Consider the following 24,117-nt stretch of genomic DNA (forward strand, 5'->3'; position numbering starts at 1 on the left):
TGTCGTTTCTTGCGACAACATGTGTTATTGTATCACATCAATCCATGATTATAATGACTAAAATCACCAAAATTTTAATTTAAATTTAAAATCCTCTATAAATCTAGGATTTAATTCTAATTTCTATAGAGGACACACTAGATAAGGTTGACACTCTACTCTCTTAATATATAATAAGTTATATGGTCTCTCCACTTCCCATTAATAAAGAGATAATTTTTATTAATACCAAGTTCCTTAAAGTTGCATGCTCTTAGAACACTTTGAGACTTTTTATTATCCACTAATGCTGAAGCCTCTATTCTATGTAAATTGAATTCATCGAAGCCGTATTCTGTAACCAACTTTAAAGCTTCTTTCATATAACCTTTCCCTTGCTCATCTTCATCCATTGAATAACCTATGAAACAGCTCCTAAAGATCCCCAATACTATATTAGATAGTTGAATTTTTCCAATGAATTTATCATTTTTATATATCCCAAAATTCACAGCTTCACCATTTAGATATTGCTTATATGATTCTATCAATATATCCCTTTGAAACTTTAACGTATAAAATTCCTCTTCTCTTGTAGGTTCATAAGGACTTAAATGCTCCTTATTCTTTAAATAATAATTTAATATTTCCTGGGAATTTTCTGGAGTTAATATCTTTAACTGCACATTCCTACCACCAAGGGTAACTTTTCTTAATAGGTTTTCTTTTTTATAGTTTATTTTTTCTAACCCAAATAAAAATTCACTTTTATAACTTCCATTTTCACATAAGCTATTGGCAATAACTCCTTCTAATTCAAATCCCAATTCCCCAAAACACTCAATACTTTCATCTTCCTTAACCAATATATTTATCTTTTTAATATTATCCTTATTGAAAACTTGATTCAAAAATTCATCAACTGATTTAAATAAAAGCCTTGGTTTATCTTGCTTATAAAATCTTATTCTTATACAACAATATTTACTTTCGGTATTCCAATCTATTATATAAATTCTTCCTAGCGTAATACCTATGTTATCTTTAATAATATATTCCCTTTTATTACTTGTAGAAGTTATACAAACATCATTTTGCATATGCGTTCCCCCTTTATTTTTATATCGTCAAAATTTTATATTATCTTAAATTCACTTTTATATGATACTTTTATCCCAATAAATACTTTAATATTATATCATAATCATATTTTTTACTTTACAACAAAAACTATTAATATTAATATATTTTATGTTTACTAATAATTACAAATATAAAAAATGAAGGTTAGGTGATTTATCTATGAACAAACAAGCCATAAATAAACTTAGTTTTTTCTTTATGGGTATAGAAAATAAATTTAAAGAAAACTCTAGCACATTCTTAGATATAACAGTGGAGTTTACTACAGGTCTTAAAAAATTCAAGGGCCTCGCTAAATTAAAGGAAAATATATTATCATTTAACTTTAATGGTAGAACCAATTCCTTTACTATAGAACAGCTTATTAAAAACATAATAGATGAAAGTGAGCACTATGAATCATTATTATTTACATATAATGAAAGAGGTGGCGGAATATTAATCGAAGCATCTAACAAAAATGTATTATTTAAAAACATAGACTCAAAAAATTCCATAGATAAGGATAACTCTACATCTACTACAAAAACTTCCACTCTCTTAAATAGAGATTATTACGTAAAGGTAGGAGAAGCCGATGCTCTTTTAAAAGAGATAGGCATAATGAGCAAGGATGGTAAAATTAAAAACGATAAAATAAGAAAATATAATCAAATAGATCATTATGTAGAATTGTTAGAAGGAATCTTAGATCAACTCCCTTCTAATGAAGCAATAAATATACTAGATTGTGGATGTGGAAAATCATACTTAACATTTGTATTAAACTATTACTTAACAGAAGTAAAAAAACGAAAGTGTTTTTTCATAGGATTAGATATCTCTGAAACTGTAATTAATTCCTCTAAAGAAATGGCTGAAAATCTAGGATATAGAAATATGGAATTTAGAGCTTTAGATATAAAAGACTATACACCTGATAAGAAAATTCATGTTGTTATATCCCTCCATGCCTGTGATACCGCTACAGATATGGCTTTAGCCTTAGGTATTAGAGTAAAGTCAGATGTTATAATAGCTGTTCCTTGTTGTCATAGGGAACTATTAAATCAATACTCCTATGCTCCTTTTAAAGGTGTACTAAAGCATGGAATATTAAAAGCTAGAATGGCTGATGTACTTACAGATGGTCTTCGTTCATTAATTCTAGAAGCTTATGGATATAATGTATCTGTAGTTGAATATATTTCACCTTTAGAGACTCCTAAAAATTTAATGATAAGAGCTCTGAAAACTAAAGATTTTGACAGCAAAATTTTAGAGGAGTATTTAAAACTTATCACTGACTTGAATATCAATCCTGCTCTATATAGATTTTTAAATCAGTGGTAAGAACTATGTTGGTTCTCTCATCTTATAGCTATGTATGATTTTATTATAAAAATTCAAAGGCAACTTTTATACATTTTTCAATGCATAAAAGTTGCCTTTATACTTACTTCCATTTTCTAAGTTAACTATAAGTAATAAATATCAAAACACCTTCATTCGCTTCCAGGCTAACAACCTAGGGTGTTATATAGATAAAATAGAATATGGAAAATGTTATATCCACAGAATTATAAGAACATAAGTTATGCTTTTTGAAAATGCTACCTATTCCCTTAAAACATATTAACAAAGACAATTTTACAGAGGTTTTTTTAATTTGAAGTTTTAAGTTTTATCGCAGGTTGCATTTGGAGCAAAAACTTATAAAATTTATATGTTAGTATAAATCTATTCAACCTTATCCGCACATAAGATTTATATAATCATAAAAATTTTCATCTCTTATAAGTTCTGTTTCTTTCTAATAATGATAAGTGAGTTATATAGAAAATGTAATTATTTATTATATTCCTATTATACCATAGTTTAACATAATATATCTATATAATTATAACATTAATTATTATAATTATATACAAAAAAAGACAGCATTTTTTTGCTGTCTTTATGTATATTATGCCTGGTCCAAACTAGATACAACCTTGTCATAATAATCTATATTACATATCCCTTTTTCAAAATGACTGCAAGTTCTGCAGCTTTTAGTTTCTGACTCTGCCGAAAGAGCTTGAAACCCATCATACATAGGTGTATAACCAGGACAATTATTACCTACCGCTATCATTTCAAAAGCATTTCCCATATTTTATTCCTCCTCAATTAATTTCTATTAATTTTACGTTTAATTGGATCAAATAAATTTACTATACACTTTTCATCTACATAGTTATCGCAATTATCACAGGTGTCAATTATATTCCCTACATCTGAAACAAATACTGAAGCTAAGGGCTCATAACCCGGACAGTTTTCTGCTACTAGCATCTTAAGCTCCTCTAATCTCAATTTATCACCCTCTTTTATAAGTACTCGCTAATGCTTTTATTATTATTTCCACAAGTTTTAAAATAATGCATAAAAAAAACATAGACATTTAGATATCTATGTTTTCACTTATCTCTAGTACAGATTCAGTTTCGCTGCAGTATTTAGTTATTATACATTTCCCTAGATTTCTAGGACATCTTCTACACATACATATTCCATCTTGGCCCTCGCACTTATTCCCTAAATAATCAGGACACTTATTACAGTTTACTCCTAGTATCATACTTCTCTCCTTATATCATTTATTAGCTTATATTCTAAATTAAATCTATATCACATATATAAGCTTTATCACCATCGTATCCTACTTCTTTTAAAACCTTTTTAACTACATCCTTTCCAATTTCATCTTCTTTCATTTCACAAAGGGCATCTTCTAATCTCCCCCACTGTGCCCACTCAACTTCTTCTGACTTCTTTATATCTCCATTTACATACTTAGCCATAAATGTAAGCATCACTATTTCTTTAGAAGTTACGTAATGACTACCTAAATATTTTATACTATCCTTATCGACAGTTATACCCGTTTCTTCATATACTTCCCTATACACTGTTTCTTCTACACTTTCTCCATTACTTACATATCCAGATATAAGCACCTTTGAATCCTTAAATATATAACTTTGTTTTAAAAGGAGTATTTTATCCTCCTTAATAACAGCTACAATTATACATGGCTTTGGCGTGTCAAAATACATTATGTCGTCAACAGGGCAATATGGGACCCCTCCCTCATCCCAACTATATTTTTCAATTAATTTCCCTCCACATTTAGGACAAAATTTAAATTTCATATATTCAGTTCTAAAATAGAACCTTTCACCTACCTTTCAAATTAAATTAAAACTTATAATCTTATTTTAACCTCATCTTTTAGGGTTATAAAATTTTCTCCCACATAACTGTCATATGCAAATATATCTACTCCACTTTTACTTGCAAGTCTTAAAGCTTCGCCAAATTCTTTATCCATATCATCATAAGGTGTAAAAAATCTAACACCCTCTAATTGTATAACAAATATTACTCCTGCTCCTCTACCGCTTTTCTTTACATCAATTAATTCTAAAAGATGTTTTCTTCCCCTTTCTGTAGGTGCATCAGGAAAGCTCGCAACTCCTCCTTCCTCAAAAGTTACTCCTTTTACCTCTAAGTAATATTCTTCACCCTTTGAATTTTCGATCTTAAAATCAAATCTGCTATTCCCAAAAACCTTTTCTCTTTGAATTATATTATATTCATTAAGGCCTCTTATTTTTCCTTCTCTTAAAGCCTCTTCTACTACTTTATTTGGCACCTGTGAATCTATATTTATAAACTTATCTCCCTTATATCCTCCAATAAGATCATATTTAGTCTTCCTGCTAGGATTATCTTCTTCACGTAACACTACCTTGGTATGAGGAATCAAAATTTCCTTGCATCGTCCTGTATTAGGAACATGAACCATTATTTCCTCTCCATCTATAATAACATATGCTTGAAATCTATTTGGCCTTTTAATGAATTCTCCTATGACAATATTTTTATTTATAAACATATTATTTTCTCCATTTCTCTATAGATTATACACAACCCCTTTAATTTTATCCACATTGTGCACAAGAATAATTATATGTAGATATAAAAAAAGACATAAAGCTAATATTTATTCTTTACGTCTTTTTATAATTTATCATAATTATAATTTAAAAATCTTACATAAATAATCAATTTATATAAATAACTTTAAAACTACTAAAACTATTACTCCTGGCACTCCAAAAAATCCCGCAATAAGTGCCGTAATGGCATTAATACCTATAGAGAAGTTAAATAATGACCCTACTAAATTTACTAAAAATAATAGTACAGCTCCAGCCACACCATTTATCACTAATTTGATTAATATTGCTATAGGCCATGCAAATAGTTTTACTATAATTATAAGAGCTATTATAGCCACCAAGAAATATCCAATATACTCCACAAAAATCCCCCCCATTTTGTATCCTATTATTAATTTATTTATAATATAAATAAATTATACTTCATTTACATCTTTTAAAACGTATTTATAGCTAATTTTTATATTTCTTTTCTTAGCCTGATTTAAAAGATATATATATCTAGACTTTGCAGCTTGTTCAAGGTATATAGCATAGTCTATAAGTATAGGTTCTTTTACTAATTGAAAATAATTTGTGGCCCTATATATTTCCTCCTGGCTTTCCATTATAGCTTTTATAAGCTCTTTATCCTCTTCATTATAATCTTTATCTTTACTTAATCTTATCCATGAGCTATGTTCCATAAAAAAACCTCCTATTTTATGTTATAAATTAATCTTTGACATAAAACAGGAGGTTTATTCCTTATATTTCTCTTCTTCCTTCTAAAGCCTTAGCTAGCGTAACTTCATCTGCATATTCTAAATCCCCACCAACAGGTATGCCATGTGCAATCCTTGTTACCTTAACACCAAAAGGCTTTAATATCTTCGATATATACATAGCAGTAGCTTCACCTTCTACATTAGGATTTGTGGCTACTATAATCTCTTTTACATCTCCATTAACTCTTTTTATAAGTTCTTTTAAATTTATATCATCGGGCCCTCTTCCTGACATAGGCGATATCGTACCATGAAGTACATGGTACGTACCATTATATTCTCTTACCTTTTCTAAAGATATAATATCCTTAGGCTGTTCTATTACACAAATAACTTCCTTATCCCTACTCGGATTACTACATATAGCACAAGGATCTTTATCTGTAAAATTGCCACATATAGAACAGTACTTTATAGTTCCTCTAGCTTTAATAAGCGCCTGAGAAAACTCTTCAACTTCTTCCTTAGGCAAGTTTAATACATGTAACGTAAGTCTTTGAGCTGTTTTATATCCTATGCCTGGAAGCTTTGCAAATTCTTCTATAAGCTTTTCTATTGCTATTGGATAAAATTCCAATTAACTCACCTCAACTTAGGTAACTTAGAACATTCCTGGTATATTTAATCCCCCAGTTAACTTGTTCATTTCGTTAGCAGTCTCTTCTTCAGCCTTTTTTAGCGCTCCATTGCATGCACTTAATATTAAATCTTGAAGCATTTCTACATCATCTGGATCAAGTACATCTGGATCTATTTTTATATCAACTAGTTCCTTTTTACCAGTAGCTACAGCTACTACAGCTCCACCACCTGCACTAAATTCAAAAGTTTTCTTTTCTAATTGTTTTTGCATATCTTCCATTTGCTTTTGAAACTTTTGTGCCTGTTTCATTAAATTATTCATATTTCCACCACCGAAATTAGGTAATCCACCTTTAGCCATTATATATTCCTCCTTTTATTTTAAATAAGTTTAAACTAAATATACAATTATTTATTTTACATTATTACATATAAAGTGTAAATTCCTTTTAGCTATTCCTCTATTATTTGAACAATTTCCTCTCCAAATGTACTTTTTAACAATTGCTCTGGAGATCTTTGTGTACTCTCATCCTTTTCTATTAAGTATTCAATCTTAACTTTTTCTTTTAGTATATCTGAAAATATTTCCTCTACTATCTTTTTACTTTGATCCTTTTCTAGCCTTTGTTTATTGAATGCATATTGCTTATCATACCTTATGGTTACTACTCCACTTTCACATCCAATCAACTCACCTGTAATTAAAGATGCATATAATACCATATGCCTTCTAGCCTTAAATGTTTCTAGTATATCCTTCCAAAATTTCTTTAACTTATCTAAAGTTAAAGTGGAGTTTTCATTATATTTATTTACAGGTTGAATCCTATATTCCTGGGTTGCTATTTTCTCTTCTTCCTCTTCATGTTTATTGGATATCTTAGCAAGCATGGATTCTGAATTAACCTTTATTTCCCCTGACCTCATAACTTCCTCGACTTTATTAAGTCTAGATAAAATAACTTCATTAGATGTATCATATTCTATCTTACACATCTTAATTATAGCTAGTTCTAAATAAACTCTACTTTGCTTAGTCCATTTAGATTGTTCTTCTGCATCTTGTAGTATTCTTATGTTTCTCATTATTTCTTCTACTCTTATTTTTTGGCATTGTTCTTTGATATCCTTAATATTTTCTTCAGACATATCCATAATTTCTTCAGGACTTTCAGTTACCTTAGCCATAAGTAAATTTCTCATGTGATTTATCATATCTTTTATAAAATAGTATATATCTTTACCTGTTAATACTACATCATCTATTATACCTAATGATGATTCTATATCTTTTTCTATAATGCTTGTTGTAATCTTTAGCAAATTTTCATTAGTTACAAGCCCTAGCATATTAAGTAAACTTTCGTACTCTACCTTCCCATTTCCCATTGAAATTCCTTGGTCTAATATACTTAACGCATCCCTCATAGCACCATCACACATACGTGCAATCAATCTTAAGCTTTTATCATCCGCAAACACACCTTGCTCTTTAACTATAAATCTCAATCTTTCAAATACATCTTCATTTTTTATTCTTTTAAAGTCAAACCTTTGACATCTAGAAAGTATTGTAATTGGAAGCCTTTGAGGATCTGTAGTCGCAAGTATAAATATAACATTTTCAGGAGGCTCTTCTAATGTTTTTAAAAATGCATTTACAGCTCCTTGAGATAACATATGTACTTCATCCATTATATATACTTTATACTTAGCTTCACTTGGAGGATAATTAACATCTTCTGCTATTTCTCTTATCTTATCTACTCCATTATTTGAAGCTGCATCTAATTCTATAACATCCATCAGTGTTCCTGAATTTATCTTCCTACATATATCACATTCATTACAAGGTTCTCCATCTTTAAGATTCAAGCAATTAACAGCTTTAGCAAATATCTTAGCTGTGGATGTTTTCCCCGTACCTCTTGTACCTGAAAAAAGATATGCATGAGCTATTCTATTGTTTTTTATTTGATTTTGCAGTGTTATTGTAATATGCTTTTGTCCTACTACATCCCCAAAACTTCTAGGTCTCCATTCCCTATAAAGAGCAGTATAGCCCATTAACTTCACCTCTTAACCAAATTTTAAAATTTATATATTTGTAATTTATTATTTTAAATGAATAAAAAGCACAATAAACTTGAGTTTATTGTGCTAAAATCACTATTTAAACCGTGCACCTCGCCTTGGCAAATAACCTATGAGCGTTACCTATACAGTTAACTCAAGCCAGGTTAATCCACGGCACACGGAAATTATCACTTACCGCTGCTTCCTTCCAGACCTCACGGGGTTCATGAGTTTCCGTTGCGTGGGACCCAGCTCTCAACGTCACTTGCATAGGTCAGACCTCACAAGTTATAGCCTAAGCGAGGAATTCAATCCTGCTATAGCGGATTGCAGGTTACAGGGCACCGCTAACTCCCCATCTAGCACGGCAAAGTTTATATGGCGGAGAGAGGGGGATTCGAACCCCCGGTAGAGTTTCCCCTACACACGCTTTCCAGGCGTGCTCCTTAAACCACTCGGACATCTCTCCACGGATTTACTCATGATAATTATTAAATTTTATGTCGTTTACTAACGACAAGTCCTATTATACTATGTGATTTTTATATTTGCAATAGCTTTTATAAATATTTTATTACAAACTTATAATTTATTCCTTCCTACAATGACATTATATTCATTCAATAGCCTGTCCATGTATTGACTTACCTTTAATATCTCCTCACTTTTTTCTTTATTATCTATATCACAAGTTACTTCATTTAGAAGCTCTCTAACACTTTCAATCTTCCTTTTTATATTATATAAATTGTGTTTTTTATCTCTTAAATCACAACCTACTATTAATTCTCTATCATTAAAAAAAATATTATTTTCAACTAAGGCATGTTCACAAAGCATCATCTTAAAACCTCCCTAATTAAAGCTCTTTTGTAAAACATTACTCTTACATATAGAAGGCATTATTAAAAAATCAATTCATTTTAATAACACAAATCATGTTTTAATTATATCAGCTTTGTAATATTAAGTAAATATTGGTTGTTATTATAAAGTAACCTATATTTCTGTAAATATTCTTATATTTTTTCAACAAAACTTATTTTTCTACATTTATTTATTATATTTTGTAAAATAAAAAAGAAGCTATTATCATTAACAACTTCTTATAAATTTCTATTGGCGGAGAGAGGGGGATTCGAACCCCCGGTACAGTATTATCCGTACAATTGATTTCGAGTCAATCACCTTCGACCTCTCGGACATCTCTCCAAAAATTATTTTCTTTTACTTTTAAAAAAGCTTTTTAGTAATACACTGCATTCTTTGTTATAAATCCACCTTACGTCTATATTACTGTTTAAATAATTATTTTGCAATACATTTATTACTGAACCACATGCACCGCTTATAGGATCAAACGTTCCTATATAAACTTTATTTATACGACTTTGATATATAGCACCTGCGCACATAGGACATGGTTCTAATGTAACATACAGCTCACATCCACTTAATCTCCAATTCTCGGTGAACTCGCATGCCCTTCTTATAGCTAAAACTTCAGCATGAGCTGTAGGGTCTTTTAACACCTCTATCATATTATGAGCCCTTGCTATAATTTTATTATCTTGTACTATAACAGCTCCAACGGGTACTTCACCTAAATCTTCAGCCTTTTTAGCTTCCTTTATTGCTTCTAGCAAAAAATTATCTCTCATTAATTATCTCTCTTTATTTTATAAATAAAAATACCGGACTAAATAAGCTTCATAATCTTATTAAATCCAGCAGCACTTATTGAAACAAACTTTGGTGCGCCCGAGAGGAATCGAACCCCCGGCCTTCCCCTTAGGAGGGGGACGCTCTATCCTACTGAGCTACGAGCGCATAACAAGCTTAAGCTTTACATATAAAAGTTTATTACAAAACAAATTTTATGTCAATACAATTACATTATTTTCTATTAACTAATACTTGTATATATTTAAATCTGAATTCCACTTAAAATATATTCTGTTAAATTTTCAAATACATCATGCATATTTATACCATCTTCATTTATAAGGTCATATATTGCAGTAGAACATAAAGATCCAAAAATTGTATATGCCATAAAAGACTTTTCTCCCTTTTTTATAAATCCATCATTCATGGCACTTTCTAGATATGTTTCTATATTCTTGATAAACTCATTAACTACTTCTCTTAATTCCAATTGCCTTGATTGCTGTCCCCATAATTGACTCATAATTACCTTAAAAAAGTCTCTTTTTTCATAAACCATGTTTAATTGAACTTTTATTAATGTCTTTAACTTTGATAATGAATCGCTTTGCTCATCTACTGTTTCTTGAATTCTTTCTTTTATTAGATTCATTCCTTCTTGTATTATATAATTAAATATCTCTTCTTTACTATTAAAGTGATAATACAAAGTACCTTTAGCTAGCCCTGCTTGTGCAGCTATTCCATCCATAGTTGCTCCAGAATATCCATATGTGGAAAAAACTCTTATAGCTGATTCAAATATTGCTTTTTTAGTTTTATTCATTTTGCTCACTCCGTTAATTTTTATACAATTTAATATATTAACTTAATTATACTCCAAATCATATATAACTCAATATTAAAATTACTATAAATATGATATATTAGTATAAATATACTATATAATACGTTTATACTAATAATTTTGGAGGTGTCTAAACTTATGATAAAGATTTATAATAGAAAAACCAAAACATATGAAACAGAAAAGGTATCTGGAGAAAAATATCTTAATTGGATTTACTCAACTAAGCTCGGAAGTAGTTTTTTAGAATTATTTATTAAGAAAAAACTTTTTTCCTATATATATGGAAAGTATTGCGACATGGGTAGTAGTAAAAATAAAGTTAAAAAATTTATAGATGATTTTAATATAAATATTGAAGAAAGCATTACAGGTGCTGATAACTTTGTAAGTTTTAATGACTTTTTTACTAGAAAACTTCATCCAAAAGCTCGTCCTATAGAAAAAGTTATAAATACCTTTATCTCCCCTGGAGATGGAAGAATTACAGTATATGAAAATATAAACTTAGAAAAAATAGTTGAAATAAAAGGACTTAATTATAGTTTGCATGATTTAATTCCTGATAAAGCTACAGCTGAAAAATATAATAATGGTTCAATGATTATATTAAGGCTCTGCCCTACTGACTATCATAGATTTCATTTTATAGATAGTGGTATTTGTGAACATACTTCAAAGGTTAAAGGTAGTTATTACTCAGTAAATCCAATTGCTTTAAATAAAATTCCTACTATATTTTGCGAAAACAAACGAGAATGGAGCATATTTCATTCTGATAACTTTGGCGATGTATTGTACATGGAGGTAGGGGCAACTTGCGTTGGGTCTATTATTCAAAGCTATACTCCTGATAGAAGAGTTGATAAAGGTGATGAGAAGGGATATTTTAAATTTGGAGGCTCTACAGTTATACTCTTTCTAGAAAAAAATAAAGTTAAAATAGATGAAGATATATTATTACAAAGCAATTTAGGATACGAATGCAAGGTACTTATGGGAGAAAAGATAGGAATTAAACATTAGCTATATTACTAATAAAAATACTTTGTTTTAAGGTATAATTGACTTTAATTCTTTAAAACAAAGTATTATTTTTAATGGATTATTCCTTATTTACCCTGGTATACACTATATTTCCATCAATAATTGTCATTTCAACTTTTGACATTATATCTAAAGGGTTTCCGTCATATATTACTATATCTGAGTCAAGTCCTTCTTCAATTTTACCTATCCTATTGCTGCATTGAAGTATCTCTGCTGGATTTACTGTTATAACCTTAATTGCATCTTTATATTGCAGACCCTCAGACAAAGCAAATGCTGCAATTGATCTTAGCTGGTCTATTGCATTATAGGGATGATCTGTCATAAGTCCTATCTTTATTCCTGCCTCAATTAATTCTATAATAGATGTATAATTTCTTAACTTAAGTTCCATTTTAATTCTTGGTGTGAGCATTGGTCCAAAAGCAATAGCTACCTCCTTTTCCTTGATATACTCTTTAATAAGATGTGCTTCTGTTCCATGTTCAATAACTAGCTTCTTTATTCCAAATTCCTCAGCAACTCTAATTGCTGTAATTATATCATCTGCTCTATGAGCATGGGCACGTATAGGAATCTCACCTTTCAAAACCGGAATAACTGCTTCTAACTTTATATCTCTTTCTTTCATATTTCCAGATTCCTTTTGATTCATATAATCTTCAGCTTTCATAAATAATTCCCTAATTAAAGCTGTTACTGCCATACGAGTAACTGGGCATTTTTTATTAGTACCATATGTACTCAATGGATCTTCTCCAAATGCAATTTTAAGTCCAGAAGGATTTTTTACAACCATCTTATCAATAATGATTCCATGGGTTTTTAGAACTAAATTTGTTCCACCTACAGCATTATTACTCCCAGGTCCACTCATTACACAAGTTACTCCTGACTTAACTGCATCCTTAAATGCAATATCTAATGGATTTACTCCATCTATTCCACGCAAATGAGGAGTAATTGGATTAGAAGTTTCATTATTATCTATACCAAGCTTTCCTGTACACTCCTCCATTATCCCTATATGAGTATGACAATCTATAAGTCCGGGAATTATGTACTTTTTATTTGCATCAATTACCTTATATTTCACATCTACATTAATGCTTTTTTCGGAAGTTACCTTTATTTTCCCACACTCAATTAAAATATCCTTCTTAATGAATGTAGACTTATTAAAATCGTAAACTAATCCATTTTGTATTAAAGTACAATTCATTGTCACAGCCCCTTTTAATTCATAGTAATATCTATTGTTTCCATTTCAATACCTTAAAATTATAAAACTTAGTTATTGTTGAAAACTTTTATGAATATATATTAATTACTATATCTTTTTAAAGGAGGAACTAACATGACTTTACAATTAATTCCCCTTATTATTACTATATGCTATCTAGCGCTTATGCTATCTGTAGGTTTTTTTACAAATAAATTTTTAATAAAAGATAGTACTGACTATATGCTAGCAAGTAGGTCATTACCAGCCATTATGGTAGCTTGTAGTTTAGCGGCCAATAACATTGGTGGTGGAAGTACTGTTGGACTTGCAAGTAAAGCTTATGGAAATTGGGGAATGTCCTCAGTTTGGTATGTACTTGCAGCAGCTATTGGTATCATCCCAATGGCATTTTTCGCTCCTAAGCTTAGAAAAATTATGGCTTATACCATTCCCGAAGTGGTAGGAAGGCGATTTGGTACTACTAGTCATATAATTACTTCTATATTAAATATAGTATCTCTTTTTTGCCTAACAGCATCACAAATTCTCGCTTCTGGGATTATAATATCTGCTTTAGTAGGAATTAATATCAAAGTTGCTATTATAATTGGAGGTTTATTTACTGTAGTTTATACTGTCATGGGTGGCCTCTGGGCTGATGCTTTCACTGATTTATTTCAATGGTCAATAATATTTTTGGGACTTTTAATAGCACTTCCATTTGTAATTAATGGTGTAGGTGGATGGGAAACTATAGTATCTAAAGTTCCTCCTGCAAAAATGTCTATAAGCGGAATGGGCATTGCTACAATAGTTAGCTTAATAGGTCAATATTTCATAACATTCATGTCTGGACCAGAAATGGTATCTAGGGTTTTTGCAGCTAAGGATGAAAATGCTGGTAAAAAAGCTACCCTTATGTCTGCGCTTTTTATGGCACTATTTTCATTTATTCCTGCGCTAATAGGAATAGCTGCTCTTGTGGCATTTCCAACCATTGATCCAAGTAAAGCACTTTCCACAGTTGTATTTACCCATGCTCCACAGTGGATCTCTGGAATTGTATGCGCAGCAATAATTGCTTCTACAATGTCTAGTGCTGATTCAGATATGCTATGTGCTTCTACAATAATTACAAAAGATTTATACCAAAAGTATATAAACCCAAGTGTTAGTGATAATAACATGATTAAAATGACTAGAATAAGTAACGTTATAATAGGCTTACTTGCAATGTGTATTGCATTATTCCAAATTAACATCATAACTTTAAATATATTTTCATTTATGTTAAGAGCTGCTGGTCCTTTTGCAGCATTTATATTAGGCTTATCCTTAAAGAAATGTTCAAAACATGCGGGTATTGTTTCAATTTTAGTAGGAAGTGTAGTAGGTATATACTGGCAGGTAATGAAAGAACCTTATGGGATTTTAGCTATTATTGCAGGTTCTCTAAGTTCACTTATAGCATTCTTTATCACATCCTACATTGAAATAAAAGTAACTAATAAATTAGCACCTCCATTAGATGCAGAATAATAAATAATAGTTAAATATATTATAAAAAAGAAAGTACCTGTAAATATTAATTTACAGGTACTTTTTATGGTGCGGCGGAGAGGATTCGAACCCCCGACCAACTGGTTCGTAGCCAGCTACTCTATCCAACTGAGCTACCACCGCATAATTATTATAATCATATTAACACAAATCATCAGAAAAATCAAATGTAAATTTAAAAAATAATAAAGCATCTAGATTACTAGATGCTTTATGGCGGAGAAAGAGGGATTTGAACCCTCGCGCCGGTTACCCGACCTACGCCCTTAGCAGGGGCGCCTCTTCGGCCACTTGAGTATTTCTCCATGTCCTACAAATTAAAATTTAAAATAAAAATGGCGGAAAGACAGGGATTCGAACCCTGGGTACGGTCACCCGTACGCCGGTTTTCAAGACCGGTGCCTTAAACCAACTCGACCATCTTTCCGTGCTGACAAAATAAATTATATCAGCAATATAGTTAAGTGTCAACAACTTTTTTAAGTTTTTTTATAAAAATTTTATCAAATAAAGAGATATTCAAGGACTTGCCCTCGAATATCTCAAACTTAATTACTTTATAACTTCTCTTCCACCTAGATAAGGTCTTAATACTTCTGGAACAACAACACTTCCATCTTCTCTTTGGAAATTTTCTAAAATAGCTGCAACAGTTCTTCCTACAGCTACACCAGAACCATTTAAAGTATGAACAAACTGTGGTTTATCCTTTGGAGTTTCCTTATATTTTATATTGGCACGTCTAGCTTGGAAATCTTCAAAATTACTACAGCTTGATATTTCTACATATCTATTATAACTTGGCATCCATACTTCTATATCATATTTTAAAGCAGCAGTGAATCCTAAATCACCTTTACATATTCTAACTACTCTATAAGGTATTCCAAGTCCCTGTAGAACTTCTTCTGCATCATTAGTTAACTTTTCAAGTTCTTCATAAGAGTTTTCTGGCTTTGTAAATTTAACAAGTTCCACTTTATTAAATTGATGCTGTCTTACAAGTCCTCTTGTATCTCTTCCTGCTGATCCTGCCTCTGATCTAAAACAAGCACTATATGCTACATGTTTTATAGGTAATTCTTCTCCACTTAATATTTCATCTCTATATAAGTTTGTAACAGGAACCTCTGCTGTTGGTATTAAGAAATAATCATCATTTGATACCTTAAATGCATCTTCTTCAAATTTAGGAAGCTGTCCTGTACCAATCATACTTTTTCTATTTACCATATAAGGAGGTAGTATTTCTGTATATCCATGGTTATCTACATGCATATCTAGAAAATAACTTATAACTGCTCTTTCAAGTCTTGCTCCTACTCCTTTATAAAATGTAAATCTTGAACCAGTTACTTTTCCTGCTCTTTCAAAATCCAAAAGATTAAGATTTACTCCTAAATCCCAATGAGCTTTGGTTTCAAAATCAAATTTAGTTGGCTCTCCCCATTTTCTTATTTCTATATTATCTTCATCTGACTTTCCATCTGGAACCGCTGGATTTGGAATATTAGGTATTCTAAGCATTATATATTCTAATTCTTCATCTATCTTTGAAAGTTCTTCATCGTGACCCTTTATTTCCTCACCTAGCTTTTTCATTTCTGCCATAATTTCTGTTACATCTTTTCCCTCTTTTTTAAGTTTAGGAACTTTAGCAGATTCCTGATTTCTTGTATTCTTTAAATTTTCAACTTCTACTAATATTTGTCTTCTTCTTTCATCTAATTCTAGTATTCTATCAATAGTCGTTACATCAAAATCCTCTCCCCTATTTGCAAGAGCACTTTTAATTTCCTCTGGATTGTTTCTTATTCTTTTTAAATCTAACATATTAGTACCTCCTAAATTTATATATATATTTAAATTTTCATATTTAAAGCAAATAAAAAAAGTCCTCCTCCCTAAAAAAGGGACGAAAGACTCCGCGTTGCCACCCTAATTGATTAGATTAATCTAATCCTCTTTCTGAAATATAACGGTTTATTACCGTACTGCTTTATCACAGTCCCTCCAAGGTGGATTCACAAAGCATAAAGTATCAGCTCACACCTAGCACTGACTCTCTTTAACTTATATTTTGCTACTAGCCTTTTCATAGGTTTTTATACAATAATTAAATTAACTCTAATTATATATAGAATATTTTTCAATGTCAACTTTTTTATTCTTTGAAAATACTTTTAGTACATATTATATCTATTCCAGTATTTAATAGATTGTGGCATACAATATCACCAGCTTTTATAGGTGCCCCTACATGAAGCATACTTAGTGCCTTAGAACATTCAAGCCATAAACCTTTATCCAATGCCTTATTACTTTTAACAGGTACAACATTACAACAAGCCCCTTTTATTCTAACTAAAGACGTAAAAATATCTTTTTTACTTTTTATTTTATCTTCAACATAATCAAAAGCTTTATCACATAAATTTCCCTTTAGTTCTATATGTTTTCCGTTTTTATCTATGTTTATGCAACAATATTCATTGCAACTTTTACATATAAATTCATTCAACACTTATAAAATTCCCCCTAGCGATTTTAAAACTCTTTAATTCTGCTTATAATAACTCTAGAGTTTTTAGAATCTTTAACTATCTCCGTAAGTTTTTTTCCTGTTTCCCTTGCAAGTATTGTAACTATTTTACTAAAACATTCTGCTCCCTTACAAGTGCCAAAGGTAGCTCCTGTTCTTCTTTTAATTCCCTCTATAGTCCTTGCCCCCAATGGCCTTCTTATAGCATCAATTATTTCACCCTCGGTTATATTTTGGCAATAACATATTACATTACCATAAGACTTATTCATTTTTATTAACTTATTTCTTTCTTCATTGCTTAAATTATTAAATCTATATACTTCTCTTCTCTTATTAATAAACTCCCTTTTAAGCTTACAGTTTATATTATTTATCACAGTTTCACATACTAATTTACCTATAGATGGAGTCATAGTGATTTGCCCATAATGCTTTCCTACAACCTTTATATAACCCTCATCTACTAAACTTTCATCTATTATTATGGTATCTTTATAAACTGGCCATTGATAAAAAGTATCTATCTTATTTTCATTTACTTCATTTATTACTTTTGAACTTTTCTTTAAAGTTTCATTATACCTTAAAATATTATTAGAACTTAGAGCAAGTACTGTATTCCCTTGTACCGTAGGAACTACAAATGACTGCTCTCCATCCACTGTAAGCGTGGAAATTATATTATTAAAATTATAATTTAAATCCTTTTCAAATAGAAAACAACTTAAATTCTTTTTGTTTTTATAAGTATATTCTATATTAGAATCTATACTATAATGCTGAGCTGGTGTCGTATTTATAACCATTTTACATGTAAACTTATTCTTATTGGTTATTACCCTAAATCCCTTATTAATCCTTTGTATATCCAAAACCTCTTCTTCTAATCTAAAATTAGTTCCGTTATCAAAGGCAATTTCTCCATAAGCTAAAGCAAGATCATAGGGACATACTACACCTGTATTTTTAGAGTAAATTGCCTTATGAACATTTAGCTTTAAATTTGGCTCTATATCATATAACTCATCTTTACTAAGCAAGGATATATTATTTATTCCTCTCTCGCAAGCTCTTTTATATATATTTAATAATTTATTTTCACTTTCTTCATTTTCTGCAACTATAAATGTTCCACATCTTTTGAATGGTACATCTATTTTAGAACATAGTTCATCGTACATAGAGTTTCCAAGTATCTCAAGCTTTGACATAAGCTCATCATTACACTCTAATCCATCATATATAACTGCTGCATTTACAAGTGCTACATCATCTGCTATATCATAATCCTTTTCTATCACAGCTATATTTAATGTGTATTTAGAAAGTTCATATGCAACAGCACACCCTATAATACCTCCACCTAATATAAGTACATCATAATCCATTATGTATACTCCTTTCTGTAAAAAGATAAGTACGTAAAATACTTATCTTTTTACATACTGATTATTTCATGTCATTTAATAATTTTCCTAACTGATTTATATATTCTCCATACTTAGCCCAATCACCATTTCTCTGGGATTCAATTGCCTTATTGTAAAGACCCTTAGCATTATCTAAAAGCTCATTATTATTATTGTTTTTATTATCAGATGGCGTATTAACACTAGAGTCTTCTTCCTTAAAATTAAATAGTTGTTTAATTCCGGACTCAATATTTTCAGCAATAACTACTTTATCTCCATAAGATAATATAATTCTTTTTACTTCAGGTGCGCTATTCTTACCGCTTGCTCTCAAGTATAAAGATTCTATATAAATTAAGGAATTATTTATAGGCACTATTATAGTATCGCCAAATATAACCTCTGATCCACCGCTTCCCCATAATGATAATTCTTTTGATATTACAGGATCCTGTTTTAATTTTTGCTTAAAGAAGTATGGACTATATATTGTCTTATTTGAAGGAAACCTATACATGATAAGTTCTCCTAGATTTTCGTTATCCATTCTAGCCCCTAGCATAGATGACATGGTGTTTCTACTTTTCATATTAAAGTATTCCATAATCATCATTTCTTCCTTTTGTTCACCTTGAAGCTTCATAACTACATAAGGTGATTCATCCACAGACTTTTCATTTTGTAATGTTTTTTCATTTTTTGATACTTCCCATAGGTCATCTCCATTTAAGAATGCCATGGTATCTGTCATATGGTACTTCTCTAAAACCTTAGATTGAATTCTAAATATATCCTCTGGGTATTTAAAATGCTCTTTTAAGTTAACTGGAATAGTGGAACTGTCCTTAAATAGCCCCGGAAATATTTTAGAATAACTTGATGCTATTGGATCTTCCTTATCTACTATATAAAAATTTACATCTCCCTCATATGCATCTAGTACTACTTTAATGGAACTTCTTATATAGTTAACGTTATTGTAAGGCTGTGAATAAGGATATCTATTGCTTGTGGTATATGCATCTATAACCCAATATAACTTGCCATCATTTATAACAATATAAGGATCCTTATCATATGTTAAAAATGGTGCTATTTTATTTAACCTATCTACTATATTTCTATTTATTAATATTTTACTATCACTTGTTATATCTCTCGATGTTAAAAAATTAATGTTTCTCTTATTCAAAGCAAAGAGTACTCTATTAGCAAAGGTCATTTTTATTCCAGAATTACCCTCATACTCGCTTATTTTATTAGAACTTCCTTGTGGATAGTCAAATTCTTTAAGCTTTGTATCAACTATTACATAATCATTGGTTTTCTCCCCAAAATAAATACGAGGATTATCCAACTTTATATCTGTATCATTTACAGATGGTATATCTTTTATGACAAAAGAAGGTTGACCCTCATTTGTAACTGAATTAACTTTGCTCATAGATATTCCATAACCATGAGTATAAATCAAATGCCTATTTTGCCATGTATTAGGCTCTATATTTTCAAGATTTATTTCTCTTGGAGCTAAAAATACTTGAGTATATTTATTATTAATTTTATATCTGTCTATATCCATATCATTAAATGTATAATATGGTCTAATAGTTTGATATTGATTATAAAATTCAAGAGCTGGCTCAAAGGCATTTATTCTTATATTTTCTACAGTCTCCTTGTTACTTTTTATATCTTCATGGCTAAGATTATTTTTAGCTTCAAAGGGAATATCCTTTATATTATCTAATTTAAATGCCTTTCTAGTATATTCTATATTATACTTTATATATGGCTCCTCTAATGTCTTCTGATTAGATTTAACTACGAAGTTTTCAGTTACATATACTGTAATGCCCTCTGCAACTACTAAAAATACTATAAGTGCTACAGAAATTATAATTGGCTTCCATTTAGATTTTAGTATACATATAAATACAACTACAGATGATATTAAAGATACCATAATTATTAATTTATAAAAAAGAATACTTATCTTTACATCTGTGTAACTTGCACCATATGCTACTCCTCTTGCACTATATACCAAATTCCATGACTTTAATAAAAAGCCTATGGATATGGATATTAAAATTAATGCTGACAATACTGCCAATTGTTTGCCTGCAAAAAGAGTAATTCCCTTTTTTATATTCTCCTTATTATTGAATAATCCTTTTGTTCCTCCATACTGGATTTTTTGATTGGTAACAGTTATAAAATAAAAAACTAAAGTTATAACAATTAAAATAAATAAAAGAGTTATTAACGCTGAATAAATTGATTGTAAAAAAGGCATTTTAAATATATAAAAAGATATATCTTTATTAAATATAGGATCATTAATATTAAACTTTACAGAGTTACTAAATTGTAAAATATAGTACCAATATCTTTCAGAAAATATATAGGCTATTATTCCTGAAAATATAATATTAATTAAAACAAAAATCCTTTTTTCTCTTTTATAACTATTAGTATTTTCTACTGTGCTATTGTTTTTTAACAGGTTTAATTTTAAATTTTTATAATAAAACAATATCCCTAAAAAAATCACAATAAACGTAGGAACAAATATTTTAAGTGTAGCTGTGAGCTTAGTAAAATAAATAGCCAAATACCCTAGTTCCTTGAACCATTGTATGTTTATTATAAATTCTGTTATACTGCTAACAAATGTTATAATAAGTGCTAAAGCTATAAATACTGAAGTAATGATAGCTCCCTTTCTCAATTATAATTACCTCCTATCCATTTTTAATATTTTAGCTAAGGTATTGTATTTCAACTCAATAGCACCTGTTGGACATAATTCTTGACAACAAAAACATCTTATACAGTTGCTCATTTGCCAACTTGGTACTAGCTTTTCTTTATCATTTGATATCATTTTTATCACCTTTGGGTCTTCAGGACAGACTTCCCTACATCTACTGCAACTTATACATTTATCATATATTAAATGAGGATATGGTGCTATCATTTGCCTCAAGAAACTTGTTACTGTAGGGCTTATAAAATAAAAGTTTCCTCCCTTTCTACACAAGTTAAAATCATTAACCTTTAGGTCTTCTATACTTTCTCCTAATATTTTAATATCCTGAGGAAGTACTGCATCCCATTTATAATCATATGCCTCTTTTAACACGGGGATATCCAAGGGATTATCATATCCTATAAGTCTAACTGCTACAGAATCCACCGCAGTTAAACTTTCTCCCATTACAATAGTATTTAAGTTATACGGTTCTCCGTTCTTTGGTCCATTTCCCTGCATAGCTACTATTCCATCTAATATAGCAAAATCTGTACGAAGTAAGCTATTTAAATCTAATAACATCTTACAAAAATTATTTGCATCAGGCATTCTTGTATGCCATGTAGCTTTTTGGGTACCTGGAATACACCCAAATTGATTTTTTATTGCACCAGTAAAATAAGCCATTCCATGAGTTTTAAGTTTAGGCAATGTTATAAGTACATCTGATTCATATGCTGCCTTTGATATATTCCAAGACTTACACAAAATAGAATCATCATGTTTTACATGTATAGCTTCTTTAAAGTCTTCAAACTTTACATTATACCTTTTTGCAACTTCAAGCATTCCAGACCTTTCTGCTGCCTTCTTAGGATCTCCAAATCCCGGTGAATCTCCAAAACTTATATTGGTAGAATAATCCTTCAAAATTCTTATTACAGCTTCAAATACTGCAAAATGTGTTATCACTGGAGAGCCTGATTTTTCTACACTTAACATATTTGGCTTTAATAAAACCTTACTATTATAGGGAATAAGTTTTTTCAAATATTCATCTCCACCTAATAAATCAAAACCATCCCTTAAGGTTTTCTCCACTGAGCTTACTTCATAACTGTCACATTTTAATAAAGATACTCTCCTCATAATACATTTTCACCCTTTATCCTTCCAATAAATATCCCTTTGTTTTTAATTCATTAATGATATTATTTAATTGTTCTTCATTTTCAGTAAGTATAGTATGTAAGTGAACACCATTAGTAAGTACTAATAATGGTTCTGCTTTATATTCAATAAGCTTTTTTGTAAAATTATCTAAGTCATATAAATTTTTTATCATTAGCATTGCCTTTATTTCTCCATAAAGCTGATGTTCTATTATTACATCTTGTATTATTCCGCCATATTTTATAACAGCTATAAGCTCATTTTCTATATCAGAAGCTTCGTGATTAACTGCAATAATGGTAGCCTTCAAATCATTAATCTTTTTGTTAACTAAATATCCATCTGGTGTGGCAATAATCTCCATGCCTCTTGCTCTTAATATAGCTATATCCTTTACAATTATCTGACGAGTTACTCCTAATTTTTCAGCAATATATTGACCCTTTAAAGGGGTTTCTGATGTAATTAGCATGTTTTTTATAACTTCTCTTCTATTATTAGAATTCATCATGAATCCTCCATATAATTTTAATTTTTATCATCACAAAATTTTAAAATATCAAGGTATAAATCCTTTTCATTATTTTCTTTATGATGATTTTTTATTAAATAAAGAAATTTACTATCATATCCGCTATTCTTCAGTAAATTATATCCCTTTTCTGGATGATTATAATATACATCTATCTTCTTTAATTTATTAAACTTTTTTAGGTTTCCATTGGTTATTTTATTAAGTATAACTAATAAGGACTTATCAATAGGGTTAAGCTTAGGGTATATCTTACCTATATCATGTAGTAAGGCTGCCCTTATTAATACTTGTATTTCATTTATATCTAATAATTTCTTATTGCATATATATTCTACATCATAAGCTACCCTAACAGAATGCTTTTGTTCTGAGATAGATAATTTATAAAATAAACTTAATTCTTCCTTATTTAAATACTTATTTATATAGGCCTTATCCTCCTCATTTACTTTATCTGTAATAGATAAGTAAAACTGCTTGATCCTATGCGAATTCATTTAAACCTCTCCCTTTGTTATAGGTTCAGTTATATTCATCACCTAAGTTAAATTCTAATATATATTACATAAAAAGTGAACTAATAATTTGTAAACAATAAAAAAAAATCCATGGAATTTCCATGGATTTTTTGTGGTGGAGAATAAGGGATTCGAACCCTTGACCCCCTGCGTGCAAGGCAGGTGCTCTCCCAACTGAGCTAATCCCCCATATGGTGGACCTTCAGGGACTCGAACCCCGGACCAACCGGTTATGAGCCGGTTGCTCTAACCAACTGAGCTAAAGATCCTTATCATCTGGCAACGAC

General features: G+C 30.0%; 25 protein-coding genes, 8 tRNA genes, 1 other RNA gene and 1 other annotated feature. Of the genes, 3 read left to right on the forward strand and 31 right to left on the reverse strand.

Annotated features, from left to right (window positions below; all coding sequences use genetic code 11):
• Window positions 1-155 precede the first annotated feature (155 nt).
• Window positions 156-1,079: a GNAT family protein gene (locus tag DP68_RS13840; RefSeq protein ID WP_052085815.1), complete on the reverse strand. Its 924-nt coding sequence runs from the start codon at window positions 1,077-1,079 to the stop codon at window positions 156-158.
• A 202-nt stretch (window positions 1,080-1,281) separates the two neighbouring features.
• Here DP68_RS13840 and DP68_RS13845 point away from each other — a divergent pair, with 202 nt between their 5' ends.
• The gene (locus DP68_RS13845) at window positions 1,282-2,454 is read left to right on the forward strand and encodes an SAM-dependent methyltransferase (protein WP_035310517.1); all 1,173 of its coding nucleotides are present in this window, start codon (window positions 1,282-1,284) and stop codon (window positions 2,452-2,454) included.
• A gap of 613 nt (window positions 2,455-3,067) precedes the next feature.
• Here DP68_RS13845 and DP68_RS13850 read toward each other — a convergent pair.
• The 17 genes from DP68_RS13850 to DP68_RS13925 all read right to left on the reverse strand — a co-directional run bounded on the left by DP68_RS13850 (window position 3,068) and on the right by DP68_RS13925 (window position 11,033).
• A complete protein-coding gene (locus DP68_RS13850) occupies window positions 3,068-3,256 on the reverse strand; it encodes a hypothetical protein (protein ID WP_035310519.1) in 189 nt (62 codons plus the stop codon).
• A 17-nt stretch (window positions 3,257-3,273) separates the two neighbouring features.
• Window positions 3,274-3,459: a hypothetical protein gene (locus DP68_RS13855; protein WP_035310521.1), complete on the reverse strand. Its 186-nt coding sequence runs from the start codon at window positions 3,457-3,459 to the stop codon at window positions 3,274-3,276.
• Window positions 3,460-3,547: 88 nt separating this feature from the next.
• Window positions 3,548-3,724: a hypothetical protein gene (locus DP68_RS19705; RefSeq protein WP_035310523.1), complete on the reverse strand. Its 177-nt coding sequence runs from the start codon at window positions 3,722-3,724 to the stop codon at window positions 3,548-3,550.
• Between the two features lie 34 nt (window positions 3,725-3,758).
• Entirely contained in the window at window positions 3,759-4,298 is a 540-nt protein-coding gene (locus tag DP68_RS13865; protein WP_035310525.1) for an NUDIX domain-containing protein, read from the reverse strand.
• Window positions 4,299-4,351: 53 nt separating this feature from the next.
• The gene (sfsA, locus tag DP68_RS13870) at window positions 4,352-5,044 is read right to left on the reverse strand and encodes a DNA/RNA nuclease SfsA (RefSeq protein WP_035310527.1); all 693 of its coding nucleotides are present in this window, start codon (window positions 5,042-5,044) and stop codon (window positions 4,352-4,354) included.
• 174 nt (window positions 5,045-5,218) lie between these two features.
• Window positions 5,219-5,479, reverse strand: coding sequence for a pro-sigmaK processing inhibitor BofA family protein (locus tag DP68_RS13875; RefSeq protein WP_242966420.1), 261 nt, complete (start codon window positions 5,477-5,479; stop codon window positions 5,219-5,221).
• A 48-nt stretch (window positions 5,480-5,527) separates the two neighbouring features.
• On the reverse strand, window positions 5,528-5,797 hold the full coding sequence (locus DP68_RS13880) for a YaaL family protein (RefSeq protein WP_035310530.1): 270 nt from the start codon (window positions 5,795-5,797) through the stop codon (window positions 5,528-5,530).
• A gap of 61 nt (window positions 5,798-5,858) precedes the next feature.
• Entirely contained in the window at window positions 5,859-6,455 is a 597-nt protein-coding gene (gene recR, locus DP68_RS13885; protein ID WP_035310532.1) for a recombination mediator RecR, read from the reverse strand.
• Window positions 6,456-6,479: 24 nt separating this feature from the next.
• Window positions 6,480-6,821 (reverse strand): YbaB/EbfC family nucleoid-associated protein, encoded by a 342-nt coding sequence (locus DP68_RS13890; protein ID WP_035310534.1) that lies wholly within the window; start codon window positions 6,819-6,821, stop codon window positions 6,480-6,482.
• 92 nt (window positions 6,822-6,913) lie between these two features.
• Window positions 6,914-8,530 (reverse strand): DNA polymerase III subunit gamma/tau, encoded by a 1,617-nt coding sequence (gene dnaX / locus DP68_RS13895; RefSeq protein WP_035310535.1) that lies wholly within the window; start codon window positions 8,528-8,530, stop codon window positions 6,914-6,916.
• Window positions 8,531-8,641: 111 nt separating this feature from the next.
• Window positions 8,642-8,907, reverse strand: an RNA gene (gene ffs / locus DP68_RS19320) — signal recognition particle sRNA large type.
• A gap of 11 nt (window positions 8,908-8,918) precedes the next feature.
• Window positions 8,919-9,008 (reverse strand) — tRNA-Ser (locus tag DP68_RS13900).
• A 113-nt stretch (window positions 9,009-9,121) separates the two neighbouring features.
• Window positions 9,122-9,382 (reverse strand): aspartyl-phosphate phosphatase Spo0E family protein, encoded by a 261-nt coding sequence (locus DP68_RS13905; protein ID WP_035310537.1) that lies wholly within the window; start codon window positions 9,380-9,382, stop codon window positions 9,122-9,124.
• Window positions 9,383-9,659: 277 nt separating this feature from the next.
• Window positions 9,660-9,751, reverse strand: a tRNA-Ser gene (locus tag DP68_RS13910).
• A gap of 5 nt (window positions 9,752-9,756) precedes the next feature.
• Complete coding sequence (locus DP68_RS13915) at window positions 9,757-10,200, reverse strand: nucleoside deaminase (RefSeq protein ID WP_035310538.1); 444 nt, start codon at window positions 10,198-10,200, stop codon at window positions 9,757-9,759.
• A 92-nt stretch (window positions 10,201-10,292) separates the two neighbouring features.
• A tRNA-Arg gene (locus tag DP68_RS13920) sits at window positions 10,293-10,369 on the reverse strand.
• Window positions 10,370-10,466: 97 nt separating this feature from the next.
• Window positions 10,467-11,033, reverse strand: coding sequence for a TetR/AcrR family transcriptional regulator (locus tag DP68_RS13925; RefSeq protein ID WP_035310541.1), 567 nt, complete (start codon window positions 11,031-11,033; stop codon window positions 10,467-10,469).
• Between the two features lie 159 nt (window positions 11,034-11,192).
• Between DP68_RS13925 and DP68_RS13930 the strand changes: the two genes are divergently transcribed.
• Entirely contained in the window at window positions 11,193-12,080 is an 888-nt protein-coding gene (locus tag DP68_RS13930) for a phosphatidylserine decarboxylase (protein WP_035310543.1), read from the forward strand.
• A gap of 79 nt (window positions 12,081-12,159) precedes the next feature.
• Here DP68_RS13930 and DP68_RS13935 read toward each other — a convergent pair whose 3' ends face one another.
• Window positions 12,160-13,326 carry an amidohydrolase gene (locus DP68_RS13935; protein ID WP_035310544.1) on the reverse strand — a complete coding sequence of 389 codons (1,167 nt, stop codon included), beginning with the start codon at window positions 13,324-13,326 and terminating at the stop codon, window positions 12,160-12,162.
• A gap of 135 nt (window positions 13,327-13,461) precedes the next feature.
• Between DP68_RS13935 and DP68_RS13940 the strand changes: the two genes are divergently transcribed.
• A complete protein-coding gene (locus DP68_RS13940; protein ID WP_035310547.1) occupies window positions 13,462-14,868 on the forward strand; it encodes a sodium:solute symporter family protein in 1,407 nt (468 codons plus the stop codon).
• Between the two features lie 67 nt (window positions 14,869-14,935).
• Here the strand turns inward: DP68_RS13940 and DP68_RS13945 are convergent.
• The 12 genes from DP68_RS13945 to DP68_RS14000 all read right to left on the reverse strand — a co-directional run bounded on the left by DP68_RS13945 (window position 14,936) and on the right by DP68_RS14000 (window position 24,099).
• Window positions 14,936-15,012 (reverse strand) — tRNA-Arg (locus DP68_RS13945).
• Between the two features lie 91 nt (window positions 15,013-15,103).
• Window positions 15,104-15,194 (reverse strand) — tRNA-Ser (locus DP68_RS13950).
• Between the two features lie 31 nt (window positions 15,195-15,225).
• Window positions 15,226-15,316 (reverse strand) — tRNA-Ser (locus DP68_RS13955).
• A 125-nt stretch (window positions 15,317-15,441) separates the two neighbouring features.
• Entirely contained in the window at window positions 15,442-16,722 is a 1,281-nt protein-coding gene (serS, locus tag DP68_RS13960; protein ID WP_035310549.1) for a serine--tRNA ligase, read from the reverse strand.
• Between the two features lie 75 nt (window positions 16,723-16,797).
• Window positions 16,798-16,997: a binding site (T-box leader), on the reverse strand.
• 56 nt (window positions 16,998-17,053) lie between these two features.
• Window positions 17,054-17,413: a DUF1667 domain-containing protein gene (locus DP68_RS13965; RefSeq protein WP_035310551.1), complete on the reverse strand. Its 360-nt coding sequence runs from the start codon at window positions 17,411-17,413 to the stop codon at window positions 17,054-17,056.
• A gap of 23 nt (window positions 17,414-17,436) precedes the next feature.
• Window positions 17,437-18,822 carry an FAD-dependent oxidoreductase gene (locus tag DP68_RS13970; RefSeq protein ID WP_035310554.1) on the reverse strand — a complete coding sequence of 462 codons (1,386 nt, stop codon included), beginning with the start codon at window positions 18,820-18,822 and terminating at the stop codon, window positions 17,437-17,439.
• A gap of 61 nt (window positions 18,823-18,883) precedes the next feature.
• Window positions 18,884-21,580, reverse strand: a complete 2,697-nt coding sequence (locus tag DP68_RS13975) for a UPF0182 family protein (protein WP_035310555.1) — start codon at window positions 21,578-21,580, stop codon at window positions 18,884-18,886.
• Between the two features lie 6 nt (window positions 21,581-21,586).
• Window positions 21,587-22,753 (reverse strand): DUF362 domain-containing protein, encoded by a 1,167-nt coding sequence (locus DP68_RS13980; RefSeq protein ID WP_035310556.1) that lies wholly within the window; start codon window positions 22,751-22,753, stop codon window positions 21,587-21,589.
• Window positions 22,754-22,769: 16 nt separating this feature from the next.
• The gene (locus tag DP68_RS13985; protein ID WP_035310558.1) at window positions 22,770-23,285 is read right to left on the reverse strand and encodes a transcription repressor NadR; all 516 of its coding nucleotides are present in this window, start codon (window positions 23,283-23,285) and stop codon (window positions 22,770-22,772) included.
• Between the two features lie 20 nt (window positions 23,286-23,305).
• Window positions 23,306-23,809, reverse strand: a complete 504-nt coding sequence (locus DP68_RS13990) for an HD domain-containing protein (protein ID WP_035310560.1) — start codon at window positions 23,807-23,809, stop codon at window positions 23,306-23,308.
• A 134-nt stretch (window positions 23,810-23,943) separates the two neighbouring features.
• A tRNA-Ala gene (locus DP68_RS13995) sits at window positions 23,944-24,019 on the reverse strand.
• 3 nt (window positions 24,020-24,022) lie between these two features.
• Window positions 24,023-24,099: transfer RNA gene (locus DP68_RS14000), tRNA-Ile, on the reverse strand.
• Window positions 24,100-24,117 lie beyond the last annotated feature (18 nt).

The organism is Clostridium sp. HMP27 (assembly GCF_000765165.1).
GTDB lineage: Bacteria > Bacillota > Clostridia > Clostridiales > Clostridiaceae > Clostridium_AK.

Coding starts and splice junctions, on each gene's coding strand:
- DP68_RS13840 (WP_052085815.1), bottom strand. CDS start 1,079: ATGCAAAATGATGTTTGTATAACTTCTACAAGTAATAAAAGGGAATAT.
- DP68_RS13845 (WP_035310517.1), top strand. CDS start 1,282: ATGAACAAACAAGCCATAAATAAACTTAGTTTTTTCTTTATGGGTATA.
- DP68_RS13850 (WP_035310519.1), bottom strand. CDS start 3,256: ATGGGAAATGCTTTTGAAATGATAGCGGTAGGTAATAATTGTCCTGGT.
- DP68_RS19705 (WP_035310523.1), bottom strand. CDS start 3,724: ATGATACTAGGAGTAAACTGTAATAAGTGTCCTGATTATTTAGGGAAT.
- DP68_RS13865 (WP_035310525.1), bottom strand. CDS start 4,298: ATGAAATTTAAATTTTGTCCTAAATGTGGAGGGAAATTAATTGAAAAA.
- sfsA (WP_035310527.1), bottom strand. CDS start 5,044: ATGTTTATAAATAAAAATATTGTCATAGGAGAATTCATTAAAAGGCCA.
- DP68_RS13880 (WP_035310530.1), bottom strand. CDS start 5,797: ATGGAACATAGCTCATGGATAAGATTAAGTAAAGATAAAGATTATAAT.
- DP68_RS13890 (WP_035310534.1), bottom strand. CDS start 6,821: ATGGCTAAAGGTGGATTACCTAATTTCGGTGGTGGAAATATGAATAAT.
- dnaX (WP_035310535.1), bottom strand. CDS start 8,530: ATGGGCTATACTGCTCTTTATAGGGAATGGAGACCTAGAAGTTTTGGG.
- DP68_RS13905 (WP_035310537.1), bottom strand. CDS start 9,382: ATGATGCTTTGTGAACATGCCTTAGTTGAAAATAATATTTTTTTTAAT.
- DP68_RS13915 (WP_035310538.1), bottom strand. CDS start 10,200: ATGAGAGATAATTTTTTGCTAGAAGCAATAAAGGAAGCTAAAAAGGCT.
- DP68_RS13925 (WP_035310541.1), bottom strand. CDS start 11,033: ATGAATAAAACTAAAAAAGCAATATTTGAATCAGCTATAAGAGTTTTT.
- DP68_RS13930 (WP_035310543.1), top strand. CDS start 11,193: ATGATAAAGATTTATAATAGAAAAACCAAAACATATGAAACAGAAAAG.
- DP68_RS13935 (WP_035310544.1), bottom strand. CDS start 13,326: ATGAATTGTACTTTAATACAAAATGGATTAGTTTACGATTTTAATAAG.
- DP68_RS13940 (WP_035310547.1), top strand. CDS start 13,462: ATGACTTTACAATTAATTCCCCTTATTATTACTATATGCTATCTAGCG.
- serS (WP_035310549.1), bottom strand. CDS start 16,722: ATGTTAGATTTAAAAAGAATAAGAAACAATCCAGAGGAAATTAAAAGT.
- DP68_RS13970 (WP_035310554.1), bottom strand. CDS start 18,822: ATGGATTATGATGTACTTATATTAGGTGGAGGTATTATAGGGTGTGCT.
- DP68_RS13980 (WP_035310556.1), bottom strand. CDS start 22,753: ATGAGGAGAGTATCTTTATTAAAATGTGACAGTTATGAAGTAAGCTCA.
- DP68_RS13985 (WP_035310558.1), bottom strand. CDS start 23,285: ATGAATTCTAATAATAGAAGAGAAGTTATAAAAAACATGCTAATTACA.
- DP68_RS13990 (WP_035310560.1), bottom strand. CDS start 23,809: ATGAATTCGCATAGGATCAAGCAGTTTTACTTATCTATTACAGATAAA.